The organism is Streptomyces glaucus, from assembly GCF_039533365.1.
Taxonomy (GTDB): Bacteria; Actinomycetota; Actinomycetes; order Streptomycetales; family Streptomycetaceae; genus Streptomyces; species Streptomyces glaucus.
Genome location: NZ_BAAATK010000001.1, coordinates 166,221 through 187,455, shown reverse-complemented (window position 1 = coordinate 187,455; position 21,235 = coordinate 166,221). Strand labels below are relative to the sequence as shown.

Below are 21,235 nucleotides of genomic sequence, written 5' to 3'. Positions count from 1 at the left end.
ACTTGGACTCATGTTCGACACCGTGCTCGTGGCCAACCGGGGCGAGATCGCCGTCCGCGTCATCCGCACGCTGCGCTCGCTCGGCGTGCGCTCGGTGGCCGTGTACTCCGACGCGGACGCCGACGCCCGGCACGTGCGGGAGGCCGACACGGCGGTGCGGCTCGGACCGGCGCCGGCCGCCGAGAGCTACCTGTCGGTGGAGCGGCTGCTGGCCGCCGCCGCCCGCACCGGCGCCCAGGCGGTCCACCCGGGATACGGCTTCCTCGCCGAGAACGCCGGTTTCGCGCGCGCGTGCGCCGAGGCGGGCCTCGTCTTCATCGGGCCGCCCGCGGACGCCATCGCCCTGATGGGCGACAAGATCCGCGCCAAGGAGACGGTGCGGGAGGCCGGGGTGCCGGTGGTCCCCGGCGGGCGCGATCCCCACCTGGCCGAGGCGGCCCGCGACCTGGGCGCGCCCGTGCTGCTGAAGCCCTCGGCGGGCGGCGGCGGCAAGGGCATGCGGCTGGTGCGGGACCTGGCCCGGCTCCAGGAGGAGATCGCCGCCGCCCGCCGCGAGGCCCGCGCCTCCTTCGGCGACGACACGCTCCTGGTCGAGCGGTGGATCGACCGCCCCCGGCACATCGAGATCCAGATCCTGGCCGACGGCCACGGCAACGTCGTCCACCTGGGCGAACGCGAGTGCTCCCTGCAGCGCCGCCACCAGAAGATCGTCGAGGAGGCGCCGAGCGTGCTCCTCGACGAGGCGACCCGGGCCGCGATGGGCGAGGCGGCGGTCCAGGCGGCCCGCTCCTGCGACTACCGGGGCGCGGGCACGGTGGAGTTCATCGTCCCCGGCGGCGACCCGACGTCGTACTACTTCATGGAGATGAACACCCGCCTCCAGGTCGAGCACCCGGTCACGGAGCTGGTCACGGGCCTGGACCTGGTGGAGTGGCAGCTGCGGGTGGCGGCGGGCGAGCCGCTGGCCTTCCGGCAGGAGGACGTCCGCCTCACCGGACACGCGATCGAGGCCCGCATCTGCGCGGAGGACCCGGCGCGCGGCTTCCTGCCCTCCGGCGGCACGGTGCTGAAGCTGCGCGAGCCGGCCGGCGAGGGCGTCCGCACCGACTCCGGGCTCAGCGAGGGCACGGAGGTCGGCAGCCGGTACGACCCGATGCTGTCCAAGGTGATCGCGTACGGCCCCGACCGCGCCACCGCGCTGCGCAGGCTCCGGGCGGCCCTCGCGGAGACGGTCACCCTCGGCGTGCAGACCAACGCCGGTTTCCTGCGGCGGCTGCTGGCGCACCCGGCGGTGGTGGCGGGCGAGCTGGACACGGGGCTGGTGGAGCGGGAGGCGGACGGCCTCGTCGCCACGGACGTCCCCGAGGAGGTGTACGAGGCGGCGGCGGCCGTACGGCTCGACGCGCTCACCCCGCAGGGCGACGGCTGGACGGACCCGTTCTCGGTGCCGAGCGGCTGGCGGCTCGGCGGCGAGCCGAAGCCCGTGACCTTCTCCCTGCGAGCCGGCGGCGACCCCGTGGAGCACACCCCGCGCGGCACCCGCACCGTCACCGACGGCCAGGTGTCCGTGACCCTGGACGGCGTCCGCCACACCTTCCACCGGGCCGGCGACTGGCTGGGCCGCGACGGCGACGCCTGGCACGTCCGGGACCACGACCCGGTCGCCGCGTCCCTGACCCGCGCGGCCCACGCGGGCGCCGACTCGCTCACCGCCCCCATGCCGGGGACGGTGACGGTGGTCAAGGTCGCCGTCGGCGACGAGGTGGCCGCCGGGCAGAGCCTGCTGGTGGTGGAGGCGATGAAGATGGAGCACGTCGTCTCCGCCCCGCACGCCGGCACGGTCACCGAACTGGGCGTCGCGCCGGGTGCCGCGGTCGCCATGGACCAGGTGCTGGCGGTCGTCGCACCGCACGAGGAGGCGGCGGAATGACAGTCGAGGGTCTCCCCATGACCGTCCCGGCCGCGGACCTGCCCGCCCGCGTCCGGATCCACGAGGTCGGCGCGCGCGACGGCCTGCAGAACGAACGGGCGACGGTCCCGACGCAGGTCAAGGCGGAGTTCATCCGCCGCCTGGCCGACGCGGGCCTGACCACGATCGAGGCGACCAGCTTCGTCCACCCCCGGTGGGTGCCCCAGCTGGCCGACGCCGAGGAGCTGTTCCCGCTCGTCCGCGACCTGCCGGTGGCGCTCCCGGTCCTGGTGCCGAACGAACGCGGCCTGGACCGGGCGCTCGCCCTCGGCGCCGGCCGGATCGCCGTCTTCGCCAGCGCGACGGAGTCCTTTGCGAAGGCCAATCTCAACCGCACGGTCGACGAGGCCCTGGCCATGTTCGACCCGGTGGTGGCCCGGGCGAAGGCGACGGGCGTCCACGTCCGCGGCTATCTGTCGATGTGCTTCGGTGACCCGTGGGAGGGCGCGGTCCCGATCCCGCAGGTGGTCCGCGTCTGCCGGGCCCTGATCGACCTGGGCTGCGACGAGCTGAGCCTCGGCGACACCATCGGCGTGGCCACCCCCGGCCAGGTGACCGCGCTGCTCACCGCCCTCGGCGAGGCGCGCATCCCCACCGCCGCCCTGGGCGTGCACTTCCACGACACCTACGGCCAGGCGCTCGCCAACACCCTCACCGCCCTCCGGCACGGCGTGACGACCGTCGACGCCTCGGCCGGCGGCCTGGGCGGCTGCCCGTACGCGAAGTCGGCCACCGGAAACCTGGCCACCGAGGACCTGGTGTGGATGCTGCGGGGCCTCGGCATCGACACCGGCGTCGACCTCGGCCGTCTCGTCGCCACCAGCGCGTGGATGGCCGCCCGGCTGGGCCGCCCCAGCCCGTCCCGCACCGTCCGAGCCCTGTCCCACAAGGACCTTCAGGACCCCGAGGAGCAGTGACCGCCATGGACCACCGTCTCTCCCCCGAACTGGAAGAACTCCGCCGCACGGTCGAGGAGTTCGCGCACGACGTCGTGGCGCCGAAGATCGGCGACTTCTACGAGCGGCACGAGTTCCCGTACGAGATCGTCCGGGAGATGGGCCGCATGGGCCTGTTCGGGCTGCCGTTCCCGGAGGAGTACGGCGGCATGGGCGGCGACTACCTGGCCCTCGGCGTGGCGCTGGAGGAACTGGCCCGGGTCGACTCCTCCGTCGCCATCACCCTGGAGGCCGGGGTCTCCCTGGGCGCGATGCCGATCCACCGCTACGGCACCGAGGAGCAGAAGCGCCGGTGGCTGCCCCGCCTGTGCGCGGGCGAGATCCTGGGCGCGTTCGGCCTGACGGAGCCGGACGGCGGCTCGGACGCGGGCGCGACCCGCACCACCGCCCGCCTGGACGAGGCGACGGACGAATGGGTGATCAACGGCACCAAGTGCTTCATCACCAACTCGGGCACGGACATCACGGGCCTGGTCACGGTCACGGCGGTCACCGGCCGGGAGCCGGACGGCAAGCCGCGGATCTCCTCGATCATCGTCCCGTCCGGCACGCCGGGCCTCACGGTGGCGCCCCCGTACTCGAAGGTCGGCTGGAACGCCTCGGACACCCGCGAGCTCTCCTTCGACGACGTCCGGGTCCCGGCGGCGAACCTCCTGGGCGAGGAGGGCCGGGGCTACGCCCAGTTCCTGCGCATCCTCGACGAGGGCCGGGTCGCCATCGCGGCGCTGGCCACGGGCCTGGCCCAGGGCTGCGTGGACGAGTCGGTGAAGTACGCGAAGGAGCGTCACGCCTTCGGCAGGCCCATCGGCGCCAACCAGGCCATCCAGTTCAAGATCGCCGACATGGAGACGAAGGCCCACACGGCCCGCCTCGCCTGGCGCGACGCGGCCAGCCGCCTGGTCGCGGGCGAGCCCTTCAAGAAGCAGGCGGCCCTGGCGAAGCTCCACTCCTCCACGATCGCGGTGGACAACGCCCGCGACGCCACCCAGATCCACGGCGGCTACGGCTTCATGAACGAGTACCCGGTCGCCCGCATGTGGCGCGACTCCAAGATCCTGGAGATCGGGGAGGGGACGAGCGAGGTGCAGCGGATGCTGATCGCACGGGAGCTGGGGCTGGCGGGCTGAGCGTCACGGTCCGGGCGCGGCCGTGTCGGCGGTGCGCGTCCCGCCCCTCCGGCGGAGCAGGGGGTTCATGATCCGTTCACAGCGAGCAAAGAGGGGGGTCATGGTATTTTCACATCTCCTTTGGCGCGCTGCCCGGATGAAGGGCCACGAACGGAACAGCGAGGCCGGTCAGCGAACCGGGCGCGCCCCGTGATACCTGGAGAGTGTGCGGACATGGCCGACCCCGTCGTCTCGGTGATCGTCGCGGCGTACAACGCGATGCCGTATCTCACGCGTTGCGTCACATCCGTCGCCGACCAGAGCATCGGGCAGGGCGCCTTGCAGCTCATCGTCGTCGACGACGGCTCGACCGACGGCACGGGGGACGAGCTCGACCGTCTGGCCGAGGCGTACCCGGACCTGCTCCAGGTGATCCACCAGCCCAATTCCGGCGGCCCGTCCGCGCCCCGCAACGTCGGCCTGGACCACGCCCGGGGCGAGTTCGTCTTCTTCCTCGACGCCGACGACTACCTGGCCCCCGAGGCGCTGGAGCGCATGGTGGCGATGGCCGAGAAGAACGGCACCGACGTCGTGCTCGGCAAGATGGTCGGCGTCGGCGGGCGCGGGGCGCCCACGTCGATGTTCCGGCGCAACCAGCCGCGGACCGACGTCTTCTCGTCCCGGGTGTACTGGACGCTCAACCCCATGAAGCTGTTCCGCCGGGAACTGCTGGAGCGGCTGGGGCTCCGCTTCCCGACGGACCTGAAGATCGGCGAGGACCAGCTCTTCGTCGGCCCCGCCTACATCCACGCGGCCGGCATCTCCGTACTCGCCGACTACGACTGCCTGTTCTGGGTCGAGCGCGAGGACAGCGGCAACATCACCCTGCGCACCGGCGGCACGGAGCCGAGGCTCGCGTTCCTGCCCCGCGTGGTCGACATGCTGCTCGAGAACGTGCCGCCCGGCCCGCACCGCGACCACCTGGCCCACCGTCACCTGACCGTCGAGGTGCAGCAGTTGCTCGGCCACCTCGCCCGTGAGCCCCGCCCCCAGCAGGAGAAGGCCCTCGCCCGTCTCGCCGAGACCATCGCCCCGCTGTGGCACGAGGGCATGGACGACCGCCTGTCGGCGATGGCCCGGCTGCGTCTCCACCTCGTCCGGCACGAGATGCTCGACGAGGTACTGGAACTGGTCCGGTTCGAGAAGGAGCTGGGGCGCCGCAAGGTGGCCACCCCGGTCCACGTCGAGGACGGCCGCGCCTACGCCCGCTACCCCTTCTTCCGCGACGCCGCCCGGGCCGTCCCCGACGCCTGCTACGACGTCACCGCCCAGCTCGCCGTGCGGCACCACGTCGCCCGCGCCGAGCTGCGCGGCACCACGCTGCACCTGGCCGGGCACGGCTATCTGCACCGCGTCGCCACCGAGGACGTGACCACCGGCCTCGTCCTGCGCGAGCGCGACAGCGGCACCGAGTACCGGCTCCCCGTCACGCACACCCCGACCCCCGGCCTCGGCGCCGACGAGGACGAGGGACGGTACGCCTACGAGCGGGCCGGGTTCGAGGCCCGTGTCGACCTCACCACCGCCGCCGACGGCGAGCCGCTCCCCGACGGGCTCTGGGACATCTCCCTCGCGGTGGGCGCGCAGGGGCTCACCCGCGAGGTGCGTATCGGCAGCAAGCGGGCCGGCACCGTGGCGGGCGAGCCCGCGACCCATGTCGTGGACACCGCCGAGGGACTGCGCGCCGTCACCCTCTACACCACCAAGCCCTACGGCAACTTCACGCTCGACATCGGCGAGCGCAAGCACGAGGTGCTGTCCCGCCTCGGTCTCGACACGGCCGGCTGGGCGCCGGACGCGCCCGCGGAGCTGGAGCTCACCGGCCGCTGCACTCTCGCCGCCCGTCCGGACGGCGCCCTCACCGTGACCCTGGAGGACGGCGAGGGCCACAGCGCCGCCTTCCCCGTGCGCGACTTCGCCGGGGACCGCTTCACCGTACGGGTGCCCGTCACCGGTCTCCCCGCCGGCGTCTGGCGCGGCCGGCTCCGGCTCGGGGACTGGACGATGCCCCTGCCGGGGCTGCCCAAGGGCATGGCGCCGGCCAAGTGGCGCCGCCGGGGACTGCCCTGGTACGCCAAGCCCGCTCCCGCGCGCGACGGGAAGTTCGCGCTGCGCGTCGCGCGGATCGAGCTGCTCAAGGCCGTGGCCCGGCGCATCAGGCCCTGACGCCGCGGACGCGGGCGGCTGCGACCCACCCCCTCTGGACAAGTTCTGAGGTTAGGCTAACCTACCTTCGAACTCGTCCGGCGGACGCTCCGCCCCGTTCGAAAGCAGCCACACCATGTCCAATGCCAGAGCTACCCACCTCACCCGCCGTGGAATCCTCGCCGCGGGCGGCGCCCTCGGCCTCGGTGCCGTGCTCGCAGCCTGCGGGGACGAGGACGCGAAAAGCGGTGGCTCGGGCGACGGGACGGCCGCCGCGCAGTCGGGTCCCTGGTCCTTCGAGGACGACCGCGGCCGGACCGCGAAGGCCGACAAGGTCCCGTCGAACATCGTGGCGTTCGTCGGTGTCGCCGCCGCGCTGTACGACTACGGCGTCCAGGTCAAGGGCGTCTTCGGCCCGACCACGACCAAGGACGGCAAGGCCGACGTCCAGGCCGGCGACATGGACGTCAGCAAGCTGACCGTCCTCGGCAACGAGTGGGGCCAGTTCAACATCGAGAAGTACGCGGCCCTCGCCCCGGACCTGCTCGTCTCCACGATGTTCGACGACACCGGCACCCTCTGGTACGTCCCGGAGGAGTCGGCGAAGAAGATCGAGGCCGTGGGCGCCCCGAGCGTCGGCGTCTCCGTCTACGACCGCCAGCTGACCGAGCCGCTGCAGCGCATGCTGAAGCTCGCCGAGTCCCTCGGCGCCGACGTGACCTCCAGCAAGGTCACCGACGCCAAGAAGCGCTTCGAGGACGCCTCCGCCCGGCTGCGCGCCGCCGTCAAGGCCAAGCCGGACATCAAGGTGCTGGTCGGTTCCGCCAGCCAGGACCTGTTCTACGTCTCCGGCACCAACCTCTCCGTCGACCTGGAGTACTTCAAGGCCCTCGGCGTGAACTTCGTCGAGCCCCCCGAGAAGGCCAAGGCCCAGGGCGGCGGCTGGTACGAGTCCCTGAGCTGGGAGAACGTCGACAAGTACGACGCGGACATCATCATGATGGACGACCGCTCCTCGGCCATCCAGCCCGCCGACATCACCGAGGGCACCTGGAAGAAGCTGCCCGCGGTCAAGGCCGGCCAGGTCATCCCCCGCTCCCCCGAGCCGATCCTGTCGTACGACAAGTGCGTCCCGATGGTCGAGAACCTCGCGAAGGCCATCGAGGACGCCGAGAAGGTCAGCTGACCCGCACCCTGACGCGAACTCAGGAGCCCCCATGACGACGGCCGTAGCCGCCCCGTTCCGTTTCTTCTCCCTCCAGGTCGCGCGGACGAGGCGGCTCGGCCCGTCCCTGGTCCGTGTCACCTTCACCGGGCCCGACCTGCACGCCTTCCACTCCGACGGGCACGACCAGTCCCTGTCCCTGTTCCTGCCGCACCCCGGCCAGAGCGAGCCGGTCGTCCCGCTGGAACTGGGCGACGGCTGGTGGCAGGGCTGGCGCGAGCTCCCCGACGACGTGCGGGCGGTGATGCGGTCGTACACCCTGCGGGCGCTCCGGCGCGACGCCCACGGGCACACGGCCGAGATCGACATCGACTTCGCGCTGCACGGCGTCGAGCCGGGCGCCACCACCCAGGCGGGTCCCGCCTCCCGCTGGGCCTCCCGCGCCACCGCCGGCGACCGGGTCCTGCTGCTGGGCCCGGCGATCGCCGACAACCGCGCGATCCGCTTCCGGCCGCCCGCGGACACCGACCTGGTGGTGATCTGGGGCGACGAGACCGCCGTGCCGGCCGCCTCGGCCATCGTCGAGGCGCTGCCGGCCGGCACCCGCGCCCGGGTCTGGCTGGAGGTGCCGCACGCCGGGGACGTCCAGGACCTGGTGAGCGAGGCGGACGCGGAGATCACCTGGCTCGTCCGGGACGCCGCCGGGGAGTGTCCCGCGGCCCTGGACGCCCTCCGCGCCGCGGAGCTCCCGCCCGCCGAGCGGCCGTACGTCTGGATCGCGGGCGAGTCGAACTGTGTGAAGGCGCTGCGCCGGCACTTCGTGGGCGAGCGCGGGATCGACCGCCGCCGGGTGACGTTCGTGGGCTACTGGCGGCAGGGGCTGACCGAGGAGGAGCTGCGCGCGCGGGAGTGACCCCGGCGGCCTCCGCGAGAAGCACCGCCGGCCGCCCCGTGCCCCCGCCGGCCGCCCCCGGAAGCACCACCGGCCGCCCGGGAGCGGAGTCCGTCGCCGCACGCCCCGCCGACCGGCCCGCGTGCGGCGCCGACTGCTGTGCGCTCCGTGCCGGCCGGGCACGGAGTGACGGTGGTCACGGGGGGTCCCGGGTTTCGACGGAGTTAATTAGGTTAGGCTTACCTAAGTTTGTGTCCGGGCTCCGCCCTCTCCCGTCCCTCACGGACCGTCCCCACCGGAGGACTCCCCCATGCGCTCGCACCTGCTCAACGACACCACCGCGGAGCACTACCGCCGCTCCGTGACCGAAGGAGTCGAGCGGGTGGCCGCCAAACTCGCCGCCACCGAACGTCCGTTCACCGGCGTCACGGTCGACGCCCTCGCGCCCCGCATCGACGAGATCGACCTGGACCGGCCGCTGCACGACACCGCCGCGGTGCTCGACGAACTGGAGGACGTCTACCTCCGGGACGCGATCTACTTCCACCACCCCCGCTACCTGGCCCACCTCAACTGCCCGGTCGTCATCCCGGCCGTGCTCGGCGAGGCCGTCCTGTCCGCCGTCAACTCCTCCCTGGACACCTGGGACCAGTCGGCCGGCGGCACCCTCATCGAGCGCAAACTGATCGACTGGACGGCCGGCCGCATCGGCCTCGGCCCGGCCGCCGACGGCGTGTTCACCTCCGGCGGCACCCAGTCCAACCTCCAGGCGCTGCTGCTGGCCCGCGAGGAGGCCAAGACCGACGACCTGGCGAAACTGCGCGTCTTCGCCTCCGAGGTCAGCCACTTCAGCGTGAAGAAGTCGGCCAAACTGCTCGGCCTCGGCCAGGACGCCGTCGTCCCGATCCCCGTCGACCACGACAAGCGCATGCAGACCGTCGCCCTCGCCCGCGAGCTGGAGCGCTGCGCGCGGGACGGCCTCGTCCCGATGGCCGTCGTCGCCACCGCCGGCACCACCGACTTCGGCTCCATCGACCCGCTGCCCGAGATCGCCGAGCTGTGCGAGCAGTTCGACACCTGGCTGCACGTGGACGCCGCCTACGGCTGCGGACTGCTCGCCTCCCTGAAGTACCGGGACCGCCTGAACGGCATCGAGCACGCCGACTCGGTCACCGTGGACTACCACAAGTCCTTCTTCCAGCCGGTGAGTTCCTCCGCCGTCCTGGTCCGCGACGCCGCCACCCTGCGCCACGCCACCTACCACGCCGAGTACCTCAACCCGCGCCGCATGGTGCAGGAGCGCATCCCCAACCAGGTGGACAAGTCCCTGCAGACCACCCGCCGCTTCGACGCCCTCAAGCTGTGGATGACGCTGCGCGTGATGGGCGCCGACGGCATCGGGCAGCTCTTCGACGAGGTGTGCGACCTGGCCCGGGAGGGCTGGGAGCTGCTCGCCGCCGACCCGCGCTTCGACGTGGTGGTCGCGCCGGCCCTGTCCACCCTCGTCTTCCGCTACGTCCCGGCCGCGGTCACCGACCCGGCCGAGATCGACCGCGCCAACCTCCACGCCCGCAAGGCCCTGTTCGCCTCCGGTGACGCGGTCGTCGCGGGCACCAAGGTGGCCGGGCGCCACTACCTGAAGTTCACCCTGCTGAATCCCGAGACCACGCCGGCCGACATCGCCGCCGTCCTCGACCTGATCGCCGGCCACGCCGAGCAGTACCTGGGAGAATCCCTTGACCGCGCTTCCTGAAGCCGCTGTGTCCGCCGACAAGACCTACGACTTCGTGGGGATCGGGCTCGGCCCCTTCAACCTCGGACTGGCCTGCCTGACCGAGCCCATCGCCGAACTGGACGGCGTCTTCCTGGAGTCCAAGCCGGACTTCGAGTGGCACGCGGGGATGTTCCTCGACGGCGCCCACCTGCAGACCCCGTTCATGTCGGACCTGGTCACCCTCGCCGACCCGACGTCCCCGTACTCCTTCCTCAACTACCTGAAGGAGAAGGGGCGGCTGTACTCGTTCTACATCCGCGAGAACTTCTACCCCCTGCGGGTCGAGTACGACGACTACTGCCGCTGGGCCGCGTCGAAGCTGAGCAGCGTCCGCTTCGGCGCCACGGTCACCGAGGTGACGTACGAGGACGAGCTGTACGTCGTGCGGACGGCCGCCGGCGACGCCTACCGGGCCCGCCACCTGGTCCTCGGCACCGGCACCGTGCCCTTCGTCCCCGAGCCGTGCCGCGGCCTGGCGGGCGACCTGTTCCACAACGCGCAGTACATGCACCGCAAGGCGGAGCTGCTCACCAAGAAGTCGATCACCATCGTCGGCAGCGGCCAGAGCGCGGCGGAGATCTACCACGAGCTGCTCTCCGGGATCGACACCCACGGCTACCAGCTCAACTGGGTCACCCGCTCCCCGCGGTTCTTCCCGCTGGAGTACACCAAGCTGACGCTGGAGATGACCTCCCCGGACTACATCGACTACTTCCGCGCGCTGCCCGAACAGACCCGCTACCGGCTGGAGAAGCAGCAGAAGGGCCTGTTCAAGGGCATCAACTCGGACCTGATCGACGCGATCTTCGACCTGCTGTACCAGAAGAACGTCGAGAGCGGCGGCCGGGGCGTGCCCACCCGGCTGCTGACCAACTCCTCCCTGACCTCCGCCCGGTACGAGGACGGCGGCTACACGCTCGGCTTCCACCAGGACGAGCAGGACAAGGACTTCGAGATCCGCACCGAGGGCCTGGTGCTGGCCACCGGCTACCACTACGAGCCGCCGGCCTTCCTCGACCCGGTCCGCGACCGCCTCCGCTTCGACGGCCACGGCCGCTTCGACGTCGCCCGCAACTACGCCATCGACGTCACCGGCAGAGGGGTGTTCCTGCAGAACGCGGGCGTGCACACGCACAGCGTCACCTCCCCCGACCTGGGGATGGGCGCCTACCGCAACAGCTGCATCATCCGTGAGCTGCTCGGCAGCGAGTACTACCCGGTCGAGAAGTCCATCGCGTTCCAGGAGTTCTCCGTATGAGCATCCCCACCGGTTTCGAGCACGAGCTCGGCACCTTCACCCTGCGCCCGCTCGACCCGCCCGGGGACGCCGGGCTGCTGCACCGCTGGGTCACCCATCCGAAAGCCGCGTTCTGGATGATGCAGGACGCGAGCGTGCGGGACGTCGAGCGCGCGTACCGCCGGATCGCGGCCGACGAGCACCACCACGCCTACCTCGGCCTGCACGACGGGGAACCGGCCTTCCTGATGGAGAAGTACGACCCGGCCCACCGCGAGCTGGTCGGCCTGTACGAGCCGGAGCCGGGCGACGTCGGCATGCACTTCCTGGTCGCGCCGACCGACCGGCCCGTGCACGGCTTCACCCGGGCCGTCATCACCGCCGTGATGGCCCACCTCTTCGCCGACCCGGCCACCCGCCGCGTGGTCGTCGAGCCGGACGTGTCCAACAAGGCGGTGCACGCCCTGAACGAGGCCGTCGGCTTCGTGCCCGTACGCGAGATCCAGAAACCGGAGAAGAAGGCGTTGCTGAGCTTCTGCACCCGGGAGCGGTTCGAGAAGGCGGTGGGCGCATGAGCCTCGCCGACGCCGTCGCCCACCTGACCCCCGAGCGCTGGGAGCAGGCCAACCGCCTGCTGGTCCGCAAGGCGCTCGCCGAGTTCGCCCACGAGCGGCTGATCACCCCCGAGCCGGACGGGCGGGGCTACGTCGTCCGCAGCGACGACGGCCAGACCGCGTACCGCTTCACCGCCGTCCGCCGCGCCCTGGACCACTGGCAGGTGGACGCCGGCTCCATCACCCGGCACCGCGACGGGGCCGAGCTGCCGCTGGCCGCGCTGGACTTCTTCATCGAGCTGAGGCGGTCCCTGGGCCTGAGCGACGAGATCCTGCCCGTCTACCTGGAGGAGATCTCCTCCACCCTCTCCGGCACCTGCTACAAGCTCACCAAACCGCAGGTGACCTCCGCCGAGCTGGCGGCGAGCGGCTTCCAGGCCATCGAGACCGGCATGACCGAGGGCCACCCCTGCTTCGTCGCCAACAACGGGCGGCTCGGCTTCGGCGTCCACGAGTACCTGTCGTACGCGCCGGAGACCGCGAGCCCGGTCCGCCTGGTCTGGCTGGCCGCCCACCGCTCCCGGGCGGCGTTCACGGCCGGCGCCGGCATCGAGTACGAGTCCTTCGTCCGGCAGGAACTGGGCGAGGCCACCGTGGAGCGGTTCCACGGCGTCCTGCGCGCCCAGGGCCTGGACCCGGCCGACTACCTGCTCGTCCCGGTCCACCCCTGGCAGTGGTGGAACAAGCTCACCGTCACCTTCGCCGCCGAGGTGGCCAGGAAGCACCTGGTGTGCCTGGGCGAGGGCGACGACGAGTACCTGGCCCAGCAGTCCATCCGGACCTTCTTCAACACCACGCACCCGGAGAAGCACTACGTCAAGACGGCCCTGTCCGTCCTCAACATGGGCTTCATGCGCGGGCTGTCGGCCGCCTACATGGAGGCCACCCCGGCGATCAACGACTGGCTGGCGCAGCTCGTCGAGGGCGACCCGGTGCTGAAGTCGACGGGCCTGTCGATCATCCGCGAGCGGGCGGCCGTGGGCTACCGGCACCTGGAGTACGAGCAGGCGACCGACCGCTACTCGCCGTACCGCAAGATGCTCGCCGCCCTGTGGCGGGAGAGCCCGGTGCCCTCGCTGCGGGACGGCGAGTCGCTGGCCACCATGGCGTCCCTGGTCCACGTCGACCACGAGGGCGCGTCCTTCGCGGGCGCGCTGATCGCGCGGTCGGGGCTCACGCCGACCGAGTGGCTGCGGCGCTACCTGCGGGCGTACTACACCCCGCTGCTGCACAGCTTCTACGCCTACGACCTGGTGTTCATGCCGCACGGCGAGAACGTCGTCCTGGTGCTGAAGGACGGGGTCGTGCAGCGCGCGATCTACAAGGACATCGCCGAGGAGATCGCCGTCATGGACCCGGACGCGGTGCTGCCGCCCGAGGTCCGGCGGATCCGCGTGGAGGTCCCCGAGGACAAGAAGCTGCTGTCGATCTTCACGGACGTCTTCGACTGCTTCTTCCGCTTCCTCGCCGCGAACCTCGCCACCGAGGGGATCCTGGAGGAGGACGACTTCTGGCGCACGGTGGCGGAGGTCACCCGCGAGTACCAGGAGTCGGTGCCCGAGCTCGCCGACAAGTTCCGGCAGTACGACATGTTCGCCCCCGAGTTCGCGCTGTCCTGCCTCAACCGGCTCCAGCTGCGCAACAACAAGCAGATGGTGGACCTGGCCGATCCCTCCGGCGCGCTCCAGCTCGTCGGCACTCTGAAGAACCCGATCGCGGGGCGGTAGGCCCCTCACGGACGGGCGGGCACCCCGGTGTACGGTCCACCGGGGTGCCCGTCGGCATGTCCGGCCCGCCCGGCCACCCGCCCGGGCCGGGCGCACCGCGCGGCGTCCCGACCAGGGCGGCGGACCGGGCGGCTCCCGGACAGGAACCCATGAGAATCTCCACGCTCCTCCCAGGGTTCCCCACAGCCCCCTGCCCGAAATCGGGCAAGATTCTTGCGAAACCGCCGCCGGTACTCCAGGATCTACCGGGTGCACGACGAACTCGTTGATCATCTGACGCGCTCCACCCCCCTCGACCGGGGCGAGGCGCTGCGTGTGGTCCAGGACGTGCTCGCCTACTTCGACGAGACGACCGAGGAGTACGTCCGTCGCCGCCACCGCGAGCTGCAGGCCCAGGGCCTGGTGAACGCGACGATCTTCGAGCGGATCGGGGCGGACCTGAAATACCGGGCGGTGGCACCGCCGGAGCTGACGCTCCGCCAGCTGCGCCGCATCGTCTACGGCTGAGGAATACACCTACATGTGCGGAATTGTCGGATACATCGGGAAGCGTGATGTGGCGCCCCTGCTGCTGGAGGGTCTGCAGCGGCTGGAGTACCGCGGCTACGACTCCGCGGGCATCGTCGTCACGTCCCCGAAGACGACCGGCCTGAAGATGGTCAAGGCCAAGGGCCGGGTCCGCGACCTGGAGGCCAAGGTCCCGGCGCGTTTCAAGGGCACCACCGGCATCGCCCACACCCGCTGGGCCACCCACGGCGCCCCCTCCGACGTCAACGCCCACCCGCACCTGGACGCCGAGGGCAAGGTCGCCGTCGTCCACAACGGCATCATCGACAACGCCGCCGACCTGCGCCGCAAGCTGGAGGCGGACGGCGTCGAGTTCCTCTCCGAGACCGACACCGAGGTCCTCACCCACCTCATCGCCCGCTCGCCGGCCGAGAAGCTGGAGGACAAGGTCCGCGAGACCCTGCGGCTGATCGAGGGCACGTACGGCATCGCCGTGCTGCACGCCGACTTCCCCGACCGCATCGTCGTCGCCCGCAACGGCTCCCCGGTCGTCCTCGGCATCGGCGAGAAGGAGATGTTCGTCGCCTCGGACATCGCCGCCCTGGTCGCCCACACCCGGCAGATCGTCACCCTCGACGACGGCGAGATGGCCACCCTCAAGGCCGACGACTTCCGGACCTACACCACCGAGGGCACCCGCACCACCGCCGAGCCGACCACCGTGGAGTGGGAGGCGGCCTCCTACGACATGGGCGGCCACGACACCTACATGCACAAGGAGATCCACGAGCAGGCCGACGCCGTGGACCGCGTGCTGCGCGGCCGCATCGACGACCGCTTCTCCACCGTGCACCTCGGCGGCCTGAACCTGGACGCCCGCGAGGCCCGCCGGATCCGCCGCGTGAAGATCCTCGGCTGCGGCACCTCGTACCACGCGGGCATGATCGGCGCCCAGATGATCGAGGAGCTGGCCCGCATCCCCGCCGACGCCGAGCCGGCCTCCGAGTTCCGCTACCGCAACGCCGTCGTCGACCCCGACACCCTCTACGTCGCGGTCTCCCAGTCCGGCGAGACCTACGACGTGCTGGCGGCCGTCCAGGAGCTCAAGCGCAAGGGCGCGCGGGTGCTCGGCGTGGTCAACGTCGTCGGCTCCGCGATCGCCCGCGAGGCGGACGGCGGCATCTACGTCCACGCCGGCCCCGAGGTCTGCGTGGTGTCGACGAAGTGCTTCACCAACACCTGCGTCGCCTTCGCGCTGCTCGCCCTGCACCTGGGCCGCACCCGCGACCTGTCCGTCCGGGACGGCAAGCGGATCATCGACGGCCTGCGCCGCCTGCCGGAGCAGATCTCCGAGATCATGAAGCTGGAGGAGGAGATCGAGAAGCTGGCCGGGCAGTTCGCCGAGGCCCGCTCGATGCTCTTCATCGGCCGTGTGCGGGGCTACCCGGTGGCCCGCGAGGCCTCCCTGAAGCTCAAGGAGGTCTCCTACATCCACGCCGAGGCCTACCCGGCCTCCGAGCTCAAGCACGGCCCGCTGGCGCTGATCGAGCCCGCCCTGCCGACGGTCGCGATCGTGCCGGACGACGACCTGCTGGAGAAGAACCGCGCGGCCCTGGAGGAGATCAAGGCCCGCAGCGGCCGCATCCTCGCCGTCGCCCACCAGGAGCAGGAGAAGGCCGACCACACGATCGTCGTCCCGAAGAACGAGGACGAACTCGACCCGATCCTCATGGGCATCCCGCTCCAGCTCCTCGCCTACCACACGGCCCTGGCGCTCGGCCGGGACATCGACAAGCCGAGGAACCTCGCCAAGTCGGTGACGGTGGAGTAGCCCGCCCCCGCCACCGGCGGAGCGGGCCCCGCGGGCGCCACCGGCCCCAGGGGTCCGCTCCCCGCCCGGCGCGGCGGATGCGCAAAGGGGGCTACGGGATGACGACGACCGGCCGCCGCGCCCGCTTGGCGAGCCGCCCGGCGACGGAGCCGAAGATGCGTCCCACGACGCCGTGCGTGGAGCCGACCACGATGGCGTCCGCCTCGTACTCCCGCCCCACCTCTTCGAGTTCGTGGCAGATGTCGCCGCCGCGCTCGACCAGGATCCACGGCACCTCGGCGAGGTAGTCGGCGCAGGCGAGCTCCAGGCCGAGCACCTCGGTGCGGTGGTCCGGCACGTCGACGAAGACCGGCGGCTCGCAGCCCGCCCACACCGTGGTCGGCAGCCGGTTGGCGACGTGAACGATGATCAGGCCGGCGCCGGAGCGCCGCGCCATGCCGATCGCGTACGCGAGGGCGCGCTCGCTGGACGTGGAGCCGTCGAAGCCGACGACCACCCCGTGCCTGAAAGCGGGGTCGCACGCATGGCGTGGCTCTTGCGCCGCCAGCGGATCGGCCGCCGTAGGATCGGCGACCGGCCGCTTGCGGTCCGCGGGTTCGAAGAATTCGTGACCGGCCATGGCTGTCTCGGCGTTGTGATCCTTGTCGGGTGGGACGACGGTGCGCGGCGGAGCCGTGTCCGGGAGTCGTCTTCCCCACCCCATACCCTCAAGGGTACGGCGGCACGCATCCTCGGCCCAGATCCCGCGCACCGTCCGTGGCGGTTCCCCGGAGCATGCACGAGGGGACGCCCGTAACGCAATGGTTGCTGCGCCGTACAGCCGGTTCGCCCAGGATTCACCTGGCCGGTCGCCCGGCACGGCGCCCCGTCCGTGACCCGCCGCCCGGGCCGGCGTTGAACCCCGGTGAGCCACGCCCCAGGGAGCACGCACGTGTCCGGACCCAGCCATCCCGCCAAGGACCCCAGCACGGCCCCCCGGCCCCAGCCCGCCCCCACCACGACCGCCACCGGGCTGATCCGCTGGGCGGCCTTCAGCTGCCTCCTCGTCCCGGTCGTCCTGCTCTGGTACGGCACCTCCCTCGCCGGCGCCGCCGGCACCGCCCTCGGTCTCGCCGCCGTCACGGGCGCCTGCCGGCTCCTGCTGCGCCGGTCCGAACGGCTCGCGGCCCGCGGGGGCGAGCGGCGCGACGGGGAGAACACACCGGTCGGCTGACCGGTTTTCACACCCTCGCCCGCTTCTTTTCAGCCAACTTCTGGTTCTCGTGCATCACCGGCCGGAACCACCCCCCGACCCCCGTTCCACCTGCACGGAAAGGACCTCGGGGGGCTTGCGCACCCTACGCGGATTGGCCACTGCGACAAGGCGCACTTCCCTGCGCGCCCCACGAGTGCAACGCTTCGTGATCGAATGCTTTACGCCAAGTTGCCATGTCGACAATGTGCCGCGTGCCGAACCGGCCACGCCGGCATGGCGCGACACAGTAGATTCGATCTTGACTGTCTACGGCGGGGGACTCGTGCAGGACCGAGGGGAAACGTGCAGGAGCGACACAACCGAGGAGCCGCGACCACCGAGGGGGGCTTAGCAGTATGAGCCACGACTCCACTGCCGCGCCGGAAGGCGCAGCCCGGAAGCTGTCCGGGCGACGCCGCAAGGAGATCGTCGCGGTGCTGCTGTTCAGCGGCGGCCCCATCTTCGAGAGTTCCATACCACTGTCGGTGTTCGGGGTTGACCGCCAGGACGCCGGCGTGCCGCGCTACCGACTACTGGTGTGCGCCGGCGAGGACGGCCCGCTGCGGACCACAGGGGGCCTGGAACTCACCGCACCGCATGGCCTGGAGGCGATCTCACGCGCCGGCACGGTCGTCGTGCCGGCCTGGCGCTCGATCACCTCGCCGCCGCCGGAGGAGGCGCTCGACGCGCTGCGCCGGGCCCACGAGGAGGGCGCCCGCATCGTCGGGCTGTGCACCGGCGCCTTCGTCCTCGCGGCGGCGGGCCTGCTGGACGGCCGCCCCGCGACCACACACTGGATGTACGCGCCGACGCTGGCCAAGCGCTACCCGTCGGTGCACGTGGACCCACGAGAACTCTTCGTGGACGACGGCGACGTCCTCACGTCCGCGGGCACGGCGGCCGGCATCGACCTGTGCCTGCACATCGTGCGCACGGACCACGGCAACGAGGCGGCCGGGGCACTGGCCCGCCGCCTGGTGGTCCCGCCGCGCCGCAGCGGCGGCCAGGAGCGCTACCTCGACCGGTCTTTACCGGAGGAGATCGGCGCCGACCCGCTCGCCGAGGTCGTCGCCTGGGCGCTGGAGCACCTCCACGAGCAGTTCGACGTGGAGACGCTGGCGGCCCGCGCGTACATGAGCCGCCGTACCTTCGACCGCCGTTTCCGCTCGCTGACCGGCAGCGCGCCGCTGCAGTGGCTGATCACGCAGCGCGTGCTGCAGGCGCAGCGCCTGCTGGAGACGTCGGACTACTCGGTGGACGAGGTCGCGGGCCGCTGCGGCTTCCGCTCGCCGGTGGCGCTGCGCGGCCACTTCCGCCGGCAGCTGGGCTCGTCCCCGGCCGCCTACCGGGCCGCGTACCGCGCACGCCGGCCGCAGGGCGACAAGCCGGCGGACGGCGACGGGCAGCAGAACACCGTCCCGGTCCCCGGCTCCGCCGGGAGCACCGGTACGCCGGGGCAGCCGGCCGTCCCGCTCCCCCCGGAGAGCCAGGTGCCGTTCCAGACCCGCCGCACGGCCGCGAACGCGGTCGGCTCACCGGCCTCCCTGTCCACGGCGCCGTCGGACAACGGCCGCGACCGCGAGTACGTGCCGAGCCGGGCGAGCCTGCCGGGGCAGCGGAGCGCCACCTGAGAAACGGGTGACGACGCGGACCGACCGGGGTCCACCGGGGCGCCAGGCCCGGGTGGACCCCGGTTCGCCGTGCGGCGCGGTGGACCGCCCCGGCGGCCGCGGCCAAGCGCCGGGCACCCCTGCGCGCAAGGTCACACCGGCCGCGGCCCCGCCCGCGGCGGCGCGCCGTAGGGTTGGGCACATGAACGATCGCATGGTGTGGATCGACTGCGAGATGACCGGCCTCTCGCTGTCCGACGACGCGCTCATCGAGGTGGCCGCCCTCGTCACCGACTCCGAGCTGAACGTGCTCGGCGAGGGCGTGGACATCGTCATCCGGCCGCCGGAGCGGGCGCTGGAGACGATGCCGGAGGTGGTGCGCCAGATGCACACCGCGTCCGGGCTGCTCGCCGAGCTCCCGAACGGCACGACCCTGAAGGACGCCGAGGAGCAGGTCCTGGCGTACGTGAGGGAGCACGTCAAGGAACCCGGCAGGGCCCCGCTGTGCGGCAACTCGGTCGGCACCGACCGCGGCTTCCTGCTCCGCGACATGCCGACGCTGGAGGACTACCTCCACTACCGCATCGTCGACGTCTCGTCGATCAAGGAGCTGGCCCGCCGCTGGTACCCGAAGGCGTACTTCAACAGCCCGGAGAAGAACGGCAACCACCGCGCGCTCGCCGACATCAAGGAATCCATCGCGGAGCTGCGCTACTACCGGGAGGCCATCTTCGTCCCCCAGCCGGGCCCCGACTCCGACACCGCCAAGACGATCGCCGCCAAGCACGTCCTGCCTGCTCAGCGGGGCTGACAGGGCGCATCGGAGGGGCGCCGCGAGAGCCTGGCGCGAGCACCCCTTCGGACCCTGTACACTTTTTCTCGGCCGGTCGGGGAAATCACTGATCTCAACAGCCGGTCGTGGTGGGTGTAGCTCAGCTGGTAGAGCACCTGGTTGTGGTCCAGGATGTCGCGGGTTCGAGTCCCGTCACTCACCCTCCTCGAAGAGGCCGCCGGCCTGCGAAAGCAGGCCGGCGGCCTCTCTCGTGTCCCGGGCGGTTCCCCCGGCGGCCCCCGGACTCCCGGGAGGGTCCCGGCCGTCCGGCCGTACGGAAACCACCGCCCCCGGCCGGGCGATCGGGCGAGGAAGGGCGGGCGCGGCCGCCGGTGTCAGGACGACGCCCGCTCCACCAGTTCCGTCGCCAGCACCACCTGCCGCCGCTCCAGTTCCCGGGACACCGCCGGACGGCGGTCGGCGATCTCCGTGAGGAGGAGGTCGATCATGCGGCGGCCCATCTCCTGGATGGGCTGGCGGACGGAGGTCAGGGGCGGCTCCATGTGGCGGGCTATGGCCGAGTCGTCGTAGCCGACCAGGGCCACGTCGTCGGGGATGCGGCGGCCCGCCTCGCGCAGCACCTGGCGGGCGCCGGCCGCGGTCACGTCCGAGGCGGCGAAGACGGCGTCCAGGTCGGGGCGGCGCTCCAGCAGCGCGGCCATCGCGCGCCGGCCGCCCTCCTCGGTGAAGTCGCCGGGCTCGATCAGGGCCTCGTCCACGGCGTGGCCCGCGTCGCGCAGGGCCTCGCGGTAGCCGTCGACACGGCGCTGGGCGCCGTAGACGTCGAGGCGGCCGGTGATGTGGGCGACCCGGCGGCGGCCCCGGGAGAGCAGGTGTTCGACGGCCTGGCGGGCGCCGCCGTAGTTGTCCGAGTCCACGGACGCCAGCGTCTCCGCGGCCGACCGCGGGCCGCTGATCACCGCGGGGATCTCCAGCTGGGCCAGGAGGTCGGGCAGCGGGTCGTCGGCGTGCACCGAGACCAGCAGCACGCCGTCCACGCGATGCGCGGCGAGGTACTGGGCGAGGCGCCGCCGCTCCCGGTCGCTGCCCGCGAAGATCAGCAGCAACTGCATCTCCGTCTCGGACAGTTCCGAGCCGACGCCGCGCAGCATGTCCGAGAAGTACGGCTCCGCGAAGAAGCGGGTCTCCGGCTCGGGGACGACCAGCGCGATCGCGTCCGTGCGGTTGGCCGCCAGGGCCCGCGCGGCCGTGTTCGGCACGTACCCCAGCTCCGCGACCGCCGCCTCCACCGCGGCGCGCGTCGCGTCGCTGACCCGGGGCGAACCGTTGATCACCCGGGAGACCGTGCCGCGGCCGACGCCGGCGCGCGCCGCCACCTCTTCGAGGGTGGGCCGGCCGCCGCTCCGGCTCCGCGCTCCGTGGCCTGCCATGGGCTTCGCCTCCCGCCGTCGTCGTCACGCTGGCCTGGAATCTAACAGCCGCGCCGGTGAGGGTGACCTTCCCCGCCGCCGTCGTCTCCAGATTCCGCTACCGTCGGACCGGTCCCGAGCCCGGCTTCCGCCGGGGGTGGGTCGGGTCCAGTTAACGGCCCGATAACTGAACGGATCTCTGGGCG

The 21,235-nt window shown here is 72.1% G+C and carries 17 protein-coding genes and 1 tRNA gene; 16 read left to right on the top strand and 2 right to left on the bottom strand.

Features of this window, described 5'->3' with window-relative positions:
* Nucleotides 1-10: 10 nt before the first annotated feature.
* From ABD363_RS00860 to glmS, 12 genes are all read left to right on the top strand, one after another.
* Entirely contained in the window at nucleotides 11-1,930 is a 1,920-nt protein-coding gene (locus tag ABD363_RS00860; protein WP_344599370.1) for an ATP-binding protein, read from the top strand.
* Nucleotides 1,927-2,886, top strand: a complete 960-nt coding sequence (locus ABD363_RS00855) for a hydroxymethylglutaryl-CoA lyase (protein WP_344599369.1) — start codon at nucleotides 1,927-1,929, stop codon at nucleotides 2,884-2,886. The genes ABD363_RS00860 and ABD363_RS00855 overlap by 4 nt, the downstream gene beginning before the upstream one ends.
* Nucleotides 2,887-2,891: 5 nt before the next feature.
* Nucleotides 2,892-4,052, top strand: coding sequence for an acyl-CoA dehydrogenase family protein (locus ABD363_RS00850; RefSeq protein ID WP_344599368.1), 1,161 nt, complete (start codon nucleotides 2,892-2,894; stop codon nucleotides 4,050-4,052).
* A 213-nt stretch (nucleotides 4,053-4,265) separates the two neighbouring features.
* A complete protein-coding gene (locus tag ABD363_RS00845; protein WP_344599367.1) occupies nucleotides 4,266-6,257 on the top strand; it encodes a glycosyltransferase in 1,992 nt (663 codons plus the stop codon).
* Between the two features lie 115 nt (nucleotides 6,258-6,372).
* Entirely contained in the window at nucleotides 6,373-7,422 is a 1,050-nt protein-coding gene (locus tag ABD363_RS00840; RefSeq protein WP_344599366.1) for an ABC transporter substrate-binding protein, read from the top strand.
* A 31-nt stretch (nucleotides 7,423-7,453) separates the two neighbouring features.
* Nucleotides 7,454-8,314 (top strand): siderophore-interacting protein, encoded by an 861-nt coding sequence (locus ABD363_RS00835; RefSeq protein ID WP_344599365.1) that lies wholly within the window; start codon nucleotides 7,454-7,456, stop codon nucleotides 8,312-8,314.
* A 289-nt stretch (nucleotides 8,315-8,603) separates the two neighbouring features.
* Nucleotides 8,604-10,046, top strand: coding sequence for a lysine decarboxylase DesA (desA, locus tag ABD363_RS00830; RefSeq protein WP_344599364.1), 1,443 nt, complete (start codon nucleotides 8,604-8,606; stop codon nucleotides 10,044-10,046).
* A complete protein-coding gene (locus tag ABD363_RS00825; RefSeq protein ID WP_344599363.1) occupies nucleotides 10,030-11,325 on the top strand; it encodes a lysine N(6)-hydroxylase/L-ornithine N(5)-oxygenase family protein in 1,296 nt (431 codons plus the stop codon). The genes desA and ABD363_RS00825 overlap by 17 nt, the downstream gene beginning before the upstream one ends.
* Nucleotides 11,322-11,879, top strand: coding sequence for a GNAT family N-acetyltransferase (locus tag ABD363_RS00820; protein WP_344599362.1), 558 nt, complete (start codon nucleotides 11,322-11,324; stop codon nucleotides 11,877-11,879). Before ABD363_RS00825 ends, ABD363_RS00820 begins: the two co-directional genes overlap by 4 nt.
* The gene (locus ABD363_RS00815; protein WP_344599361.1) at nucleotides 11,876-13,645 is read left to right on the top strand and encodes an IucA/IucC family protein; all 1,770 of its coding nucleotides are present in this window, start codon (nucleotides 11,876-11,878) and stop codon (nucleotides 13,643-13,645) included. Before ABD363_RS00820 ends, ABD363_RS00815 begins: the two co-directional genes overlap by 4 nt.
* Before the next feature lie 249 nt (nucleotides 13,646-13,894).
* On the top strand, nucleotides 13,895-14,152 hold the full coding sequence (locus ABD363_RS00810; protein WP_344599360.1) for a hypothetical protein: 258 nt from the start codon (nucleotides 13,895-13,897) through the stop codon (nucleotides 14,150-14,152).
* Nucleotides 14,153-14,165: 13 nt separating this feature from the next.
* Complete coding sequence (glmS, locus tag ABD363_RS00805) at nucleotides 14,166-15,983, top strand: glutamine--fructose-6-phosphate transaminase (isomerizing) (RefSeq protein ID WP_344599359.1); 1,818 nt, start codon at nucleotides 14,166-14,168, stop codon at nucleotides 15,981-15,983.
* 91 nt (nucleotides 15,984-16,074) lie between these two features.
* Here the strand turns inward: glmS and ABD363_RS00800 are convergent, their stop codons facing one another.
* Complete coding sequence (locus tag ABD363_RS00800; protein WP_344599358.1) at nucleotides 16,075-16,602, bottom strand: universal stress protein; 528 nt, start codon at nucleotides 16,600-16,602, stop codon at nucleotides 16,075-16,077.
* A 312-nt stretch (nucleotides 16,603-16,914) separates the two neighbouring features.
* Between ABD363_RS00800 and ABD363_RS00795 the strand changes: the two genes are divergently transcribed.
* The 4 genes from ABD363_RS00795 to ABD363_RS00780 all read left to right on the top strand — a co-directional run bounded on the left by ABD363_RS00795 (nucleotide 16,915) and on the right by ABD363_RS00780 (nucleotide 19,821).
* Nucleotides 16,915-17,196 (top strand): hypothetical protein, encoded by a 282-nt coding sequence (locus ABD363_RS00795; RefSeq protein WP_425577916.1) that lies wholly within the window; start codon nucleotides 16,915-16,917, stop codon nucleotides 17,194-17,196.
* A 377-nt stretch (nucleotides 17,197-17,573) separates the two neighbouring features.
* A complete protein-coding gene (locus ABD363_RS00790) occupies nucleotides 17,574-18,848 on the top strand; it encodes a helix-turn-helix domain-containing protein (protein ID WP_344599357.1) in 1,275 nt (424 codons plus the stop codon).
* 181 nt (nucleotides 18,849-19,029) lie between these two features.
* Entirely contained in the window at nucleotides 19,030-19,638 is a 609-nt protein-coding gene (gene orn, locus ABD363_RS00785; RefSeq protein WP_344599356.1) for an oligoribonuclease, read from the top strand.
* 110 nt (nucleotides 19,639-19,748) lie between these two features.
* Nucleotides 19,749-19,821: transfer RNA gene (locus ABD363_RS00780), tRNA-His, on the top strand.
* Between the two features lie 173 nt (nucleotides 19,822-19,994).
* Here the strand turns inward: ABD363_RS00780 and ABD363_RS00775 are convergent.
* On the bottom strand, nucleotides 19,995-21,050 hold the full coding sequence (locus ABD363_RS00775; protein ID WP_344599355.1) for a LacI family DNA-binding transcriptional regulator: 1,056 nt from the start codon (nucleotides 21,048-21,050) through the stop codon (nucleotides 19,995-19,997).
* Between the last annotated feature and the right edge of the window lie 185 nt (nucleotides 21,051-21,235).

Bases quoted from the DNA above. Each gene is read 5' to 3' on its own strand.
- ABD363_RS00820 (WP_344599362.1), top strand. From the start codon at position 11,322: ATGAGCATCCCCACCGGTTTCGAGCACGAGCTCGGCACCTTCACCCTG.
- ABD363_RS00855 (WP_344599369.1), top strand. From the start codon at position 1,927: ATGACAGTCGAGGGTCTCCCCATGACCGTCCCGGCCGCGGACCTGCCC.
- glmS (WP_344599359.1), top strand. From the start codon at position 14,166: ATGTGCGGAATTGTCGGATACATCGGGAAGCGTGATGTGGCGCCCCTG.
- ABD363_RS00815 (WP_344599361.1), top strand. From the start codon at position 11,876: ATGAGCCTCGCCGACGCCGTCGCCCACCTGACCCCCGAGCGCTGGGAG.
- desA (WP_344599364.1), top strand. From the start codon at position 8,604: ATGCGCTCGCACCTGCTCAACGACACCACCGCGGAGCACTACCGCCGC.
- ABD363_RS00790 (WP_344599357.1), top strand. From the start codon at position 17,574: ATGAGCCACGACTCCACTGCCGCGCCGGAAGGCGCAGCCCGGAAGCTG.
- ABD363_RS00835 (WP_344599365.1), top strand. From the start codon at position 7,454: ATGACGACGGCCGTAGCCGCCCCGTTCCGTTTCTTCTCCCTCCAGGTC.
- orn (WP_344599356.1), top strand. From the start codon at position 19,030: ATGAACGATCGCATGGTGTGGATCGACTGCGAGATGACCGGCCTCTCG.
- ABD363_RS00775 (WP_344599355.1), bottom strand. From the start codon at position 21,050: ATGGCAGGCCACGGAGCGCGGAGCCGGAGCGGCGGCCGGCCCACCCTC.
- ABD363_RS00840 (WP_344599366.1), top strand. From the start codon at position 6,373: ATGTCCAATGCCAGAGCTACCCACCTCACCCGCCGTGGAATCCTCGCC.
- ABD363_RS00845 (WP_344599367.1), top strand. From the start codon at position 4,266: ATGGCCGACCCCGTCGTCTCGGTGATCGTCGCGGCGTACAACGCGATG.
- ABD363_RS00850 (WP_344599368.1), top strand. From the start codon at position 2,892: ATGGACCACCGTCTCTCCCCCGAACTGGAAGAACTCCGCCGCACGGTC.
- ABD363_RS00800 (WP_344599358.1), bottom strand. From the start codon at position 16,602: ATGGCCGGTCACGAATTCTTCGAACCCGCGGACCGCAAGCGGCCGGTC.
- ABD363_RS00860 (WP_344599370.1), top strand. From the start codon at position 11: ATGTTCGACACCGTGCTCGTGGCCAACCGGGGCGAGATCGCCGTCCGC.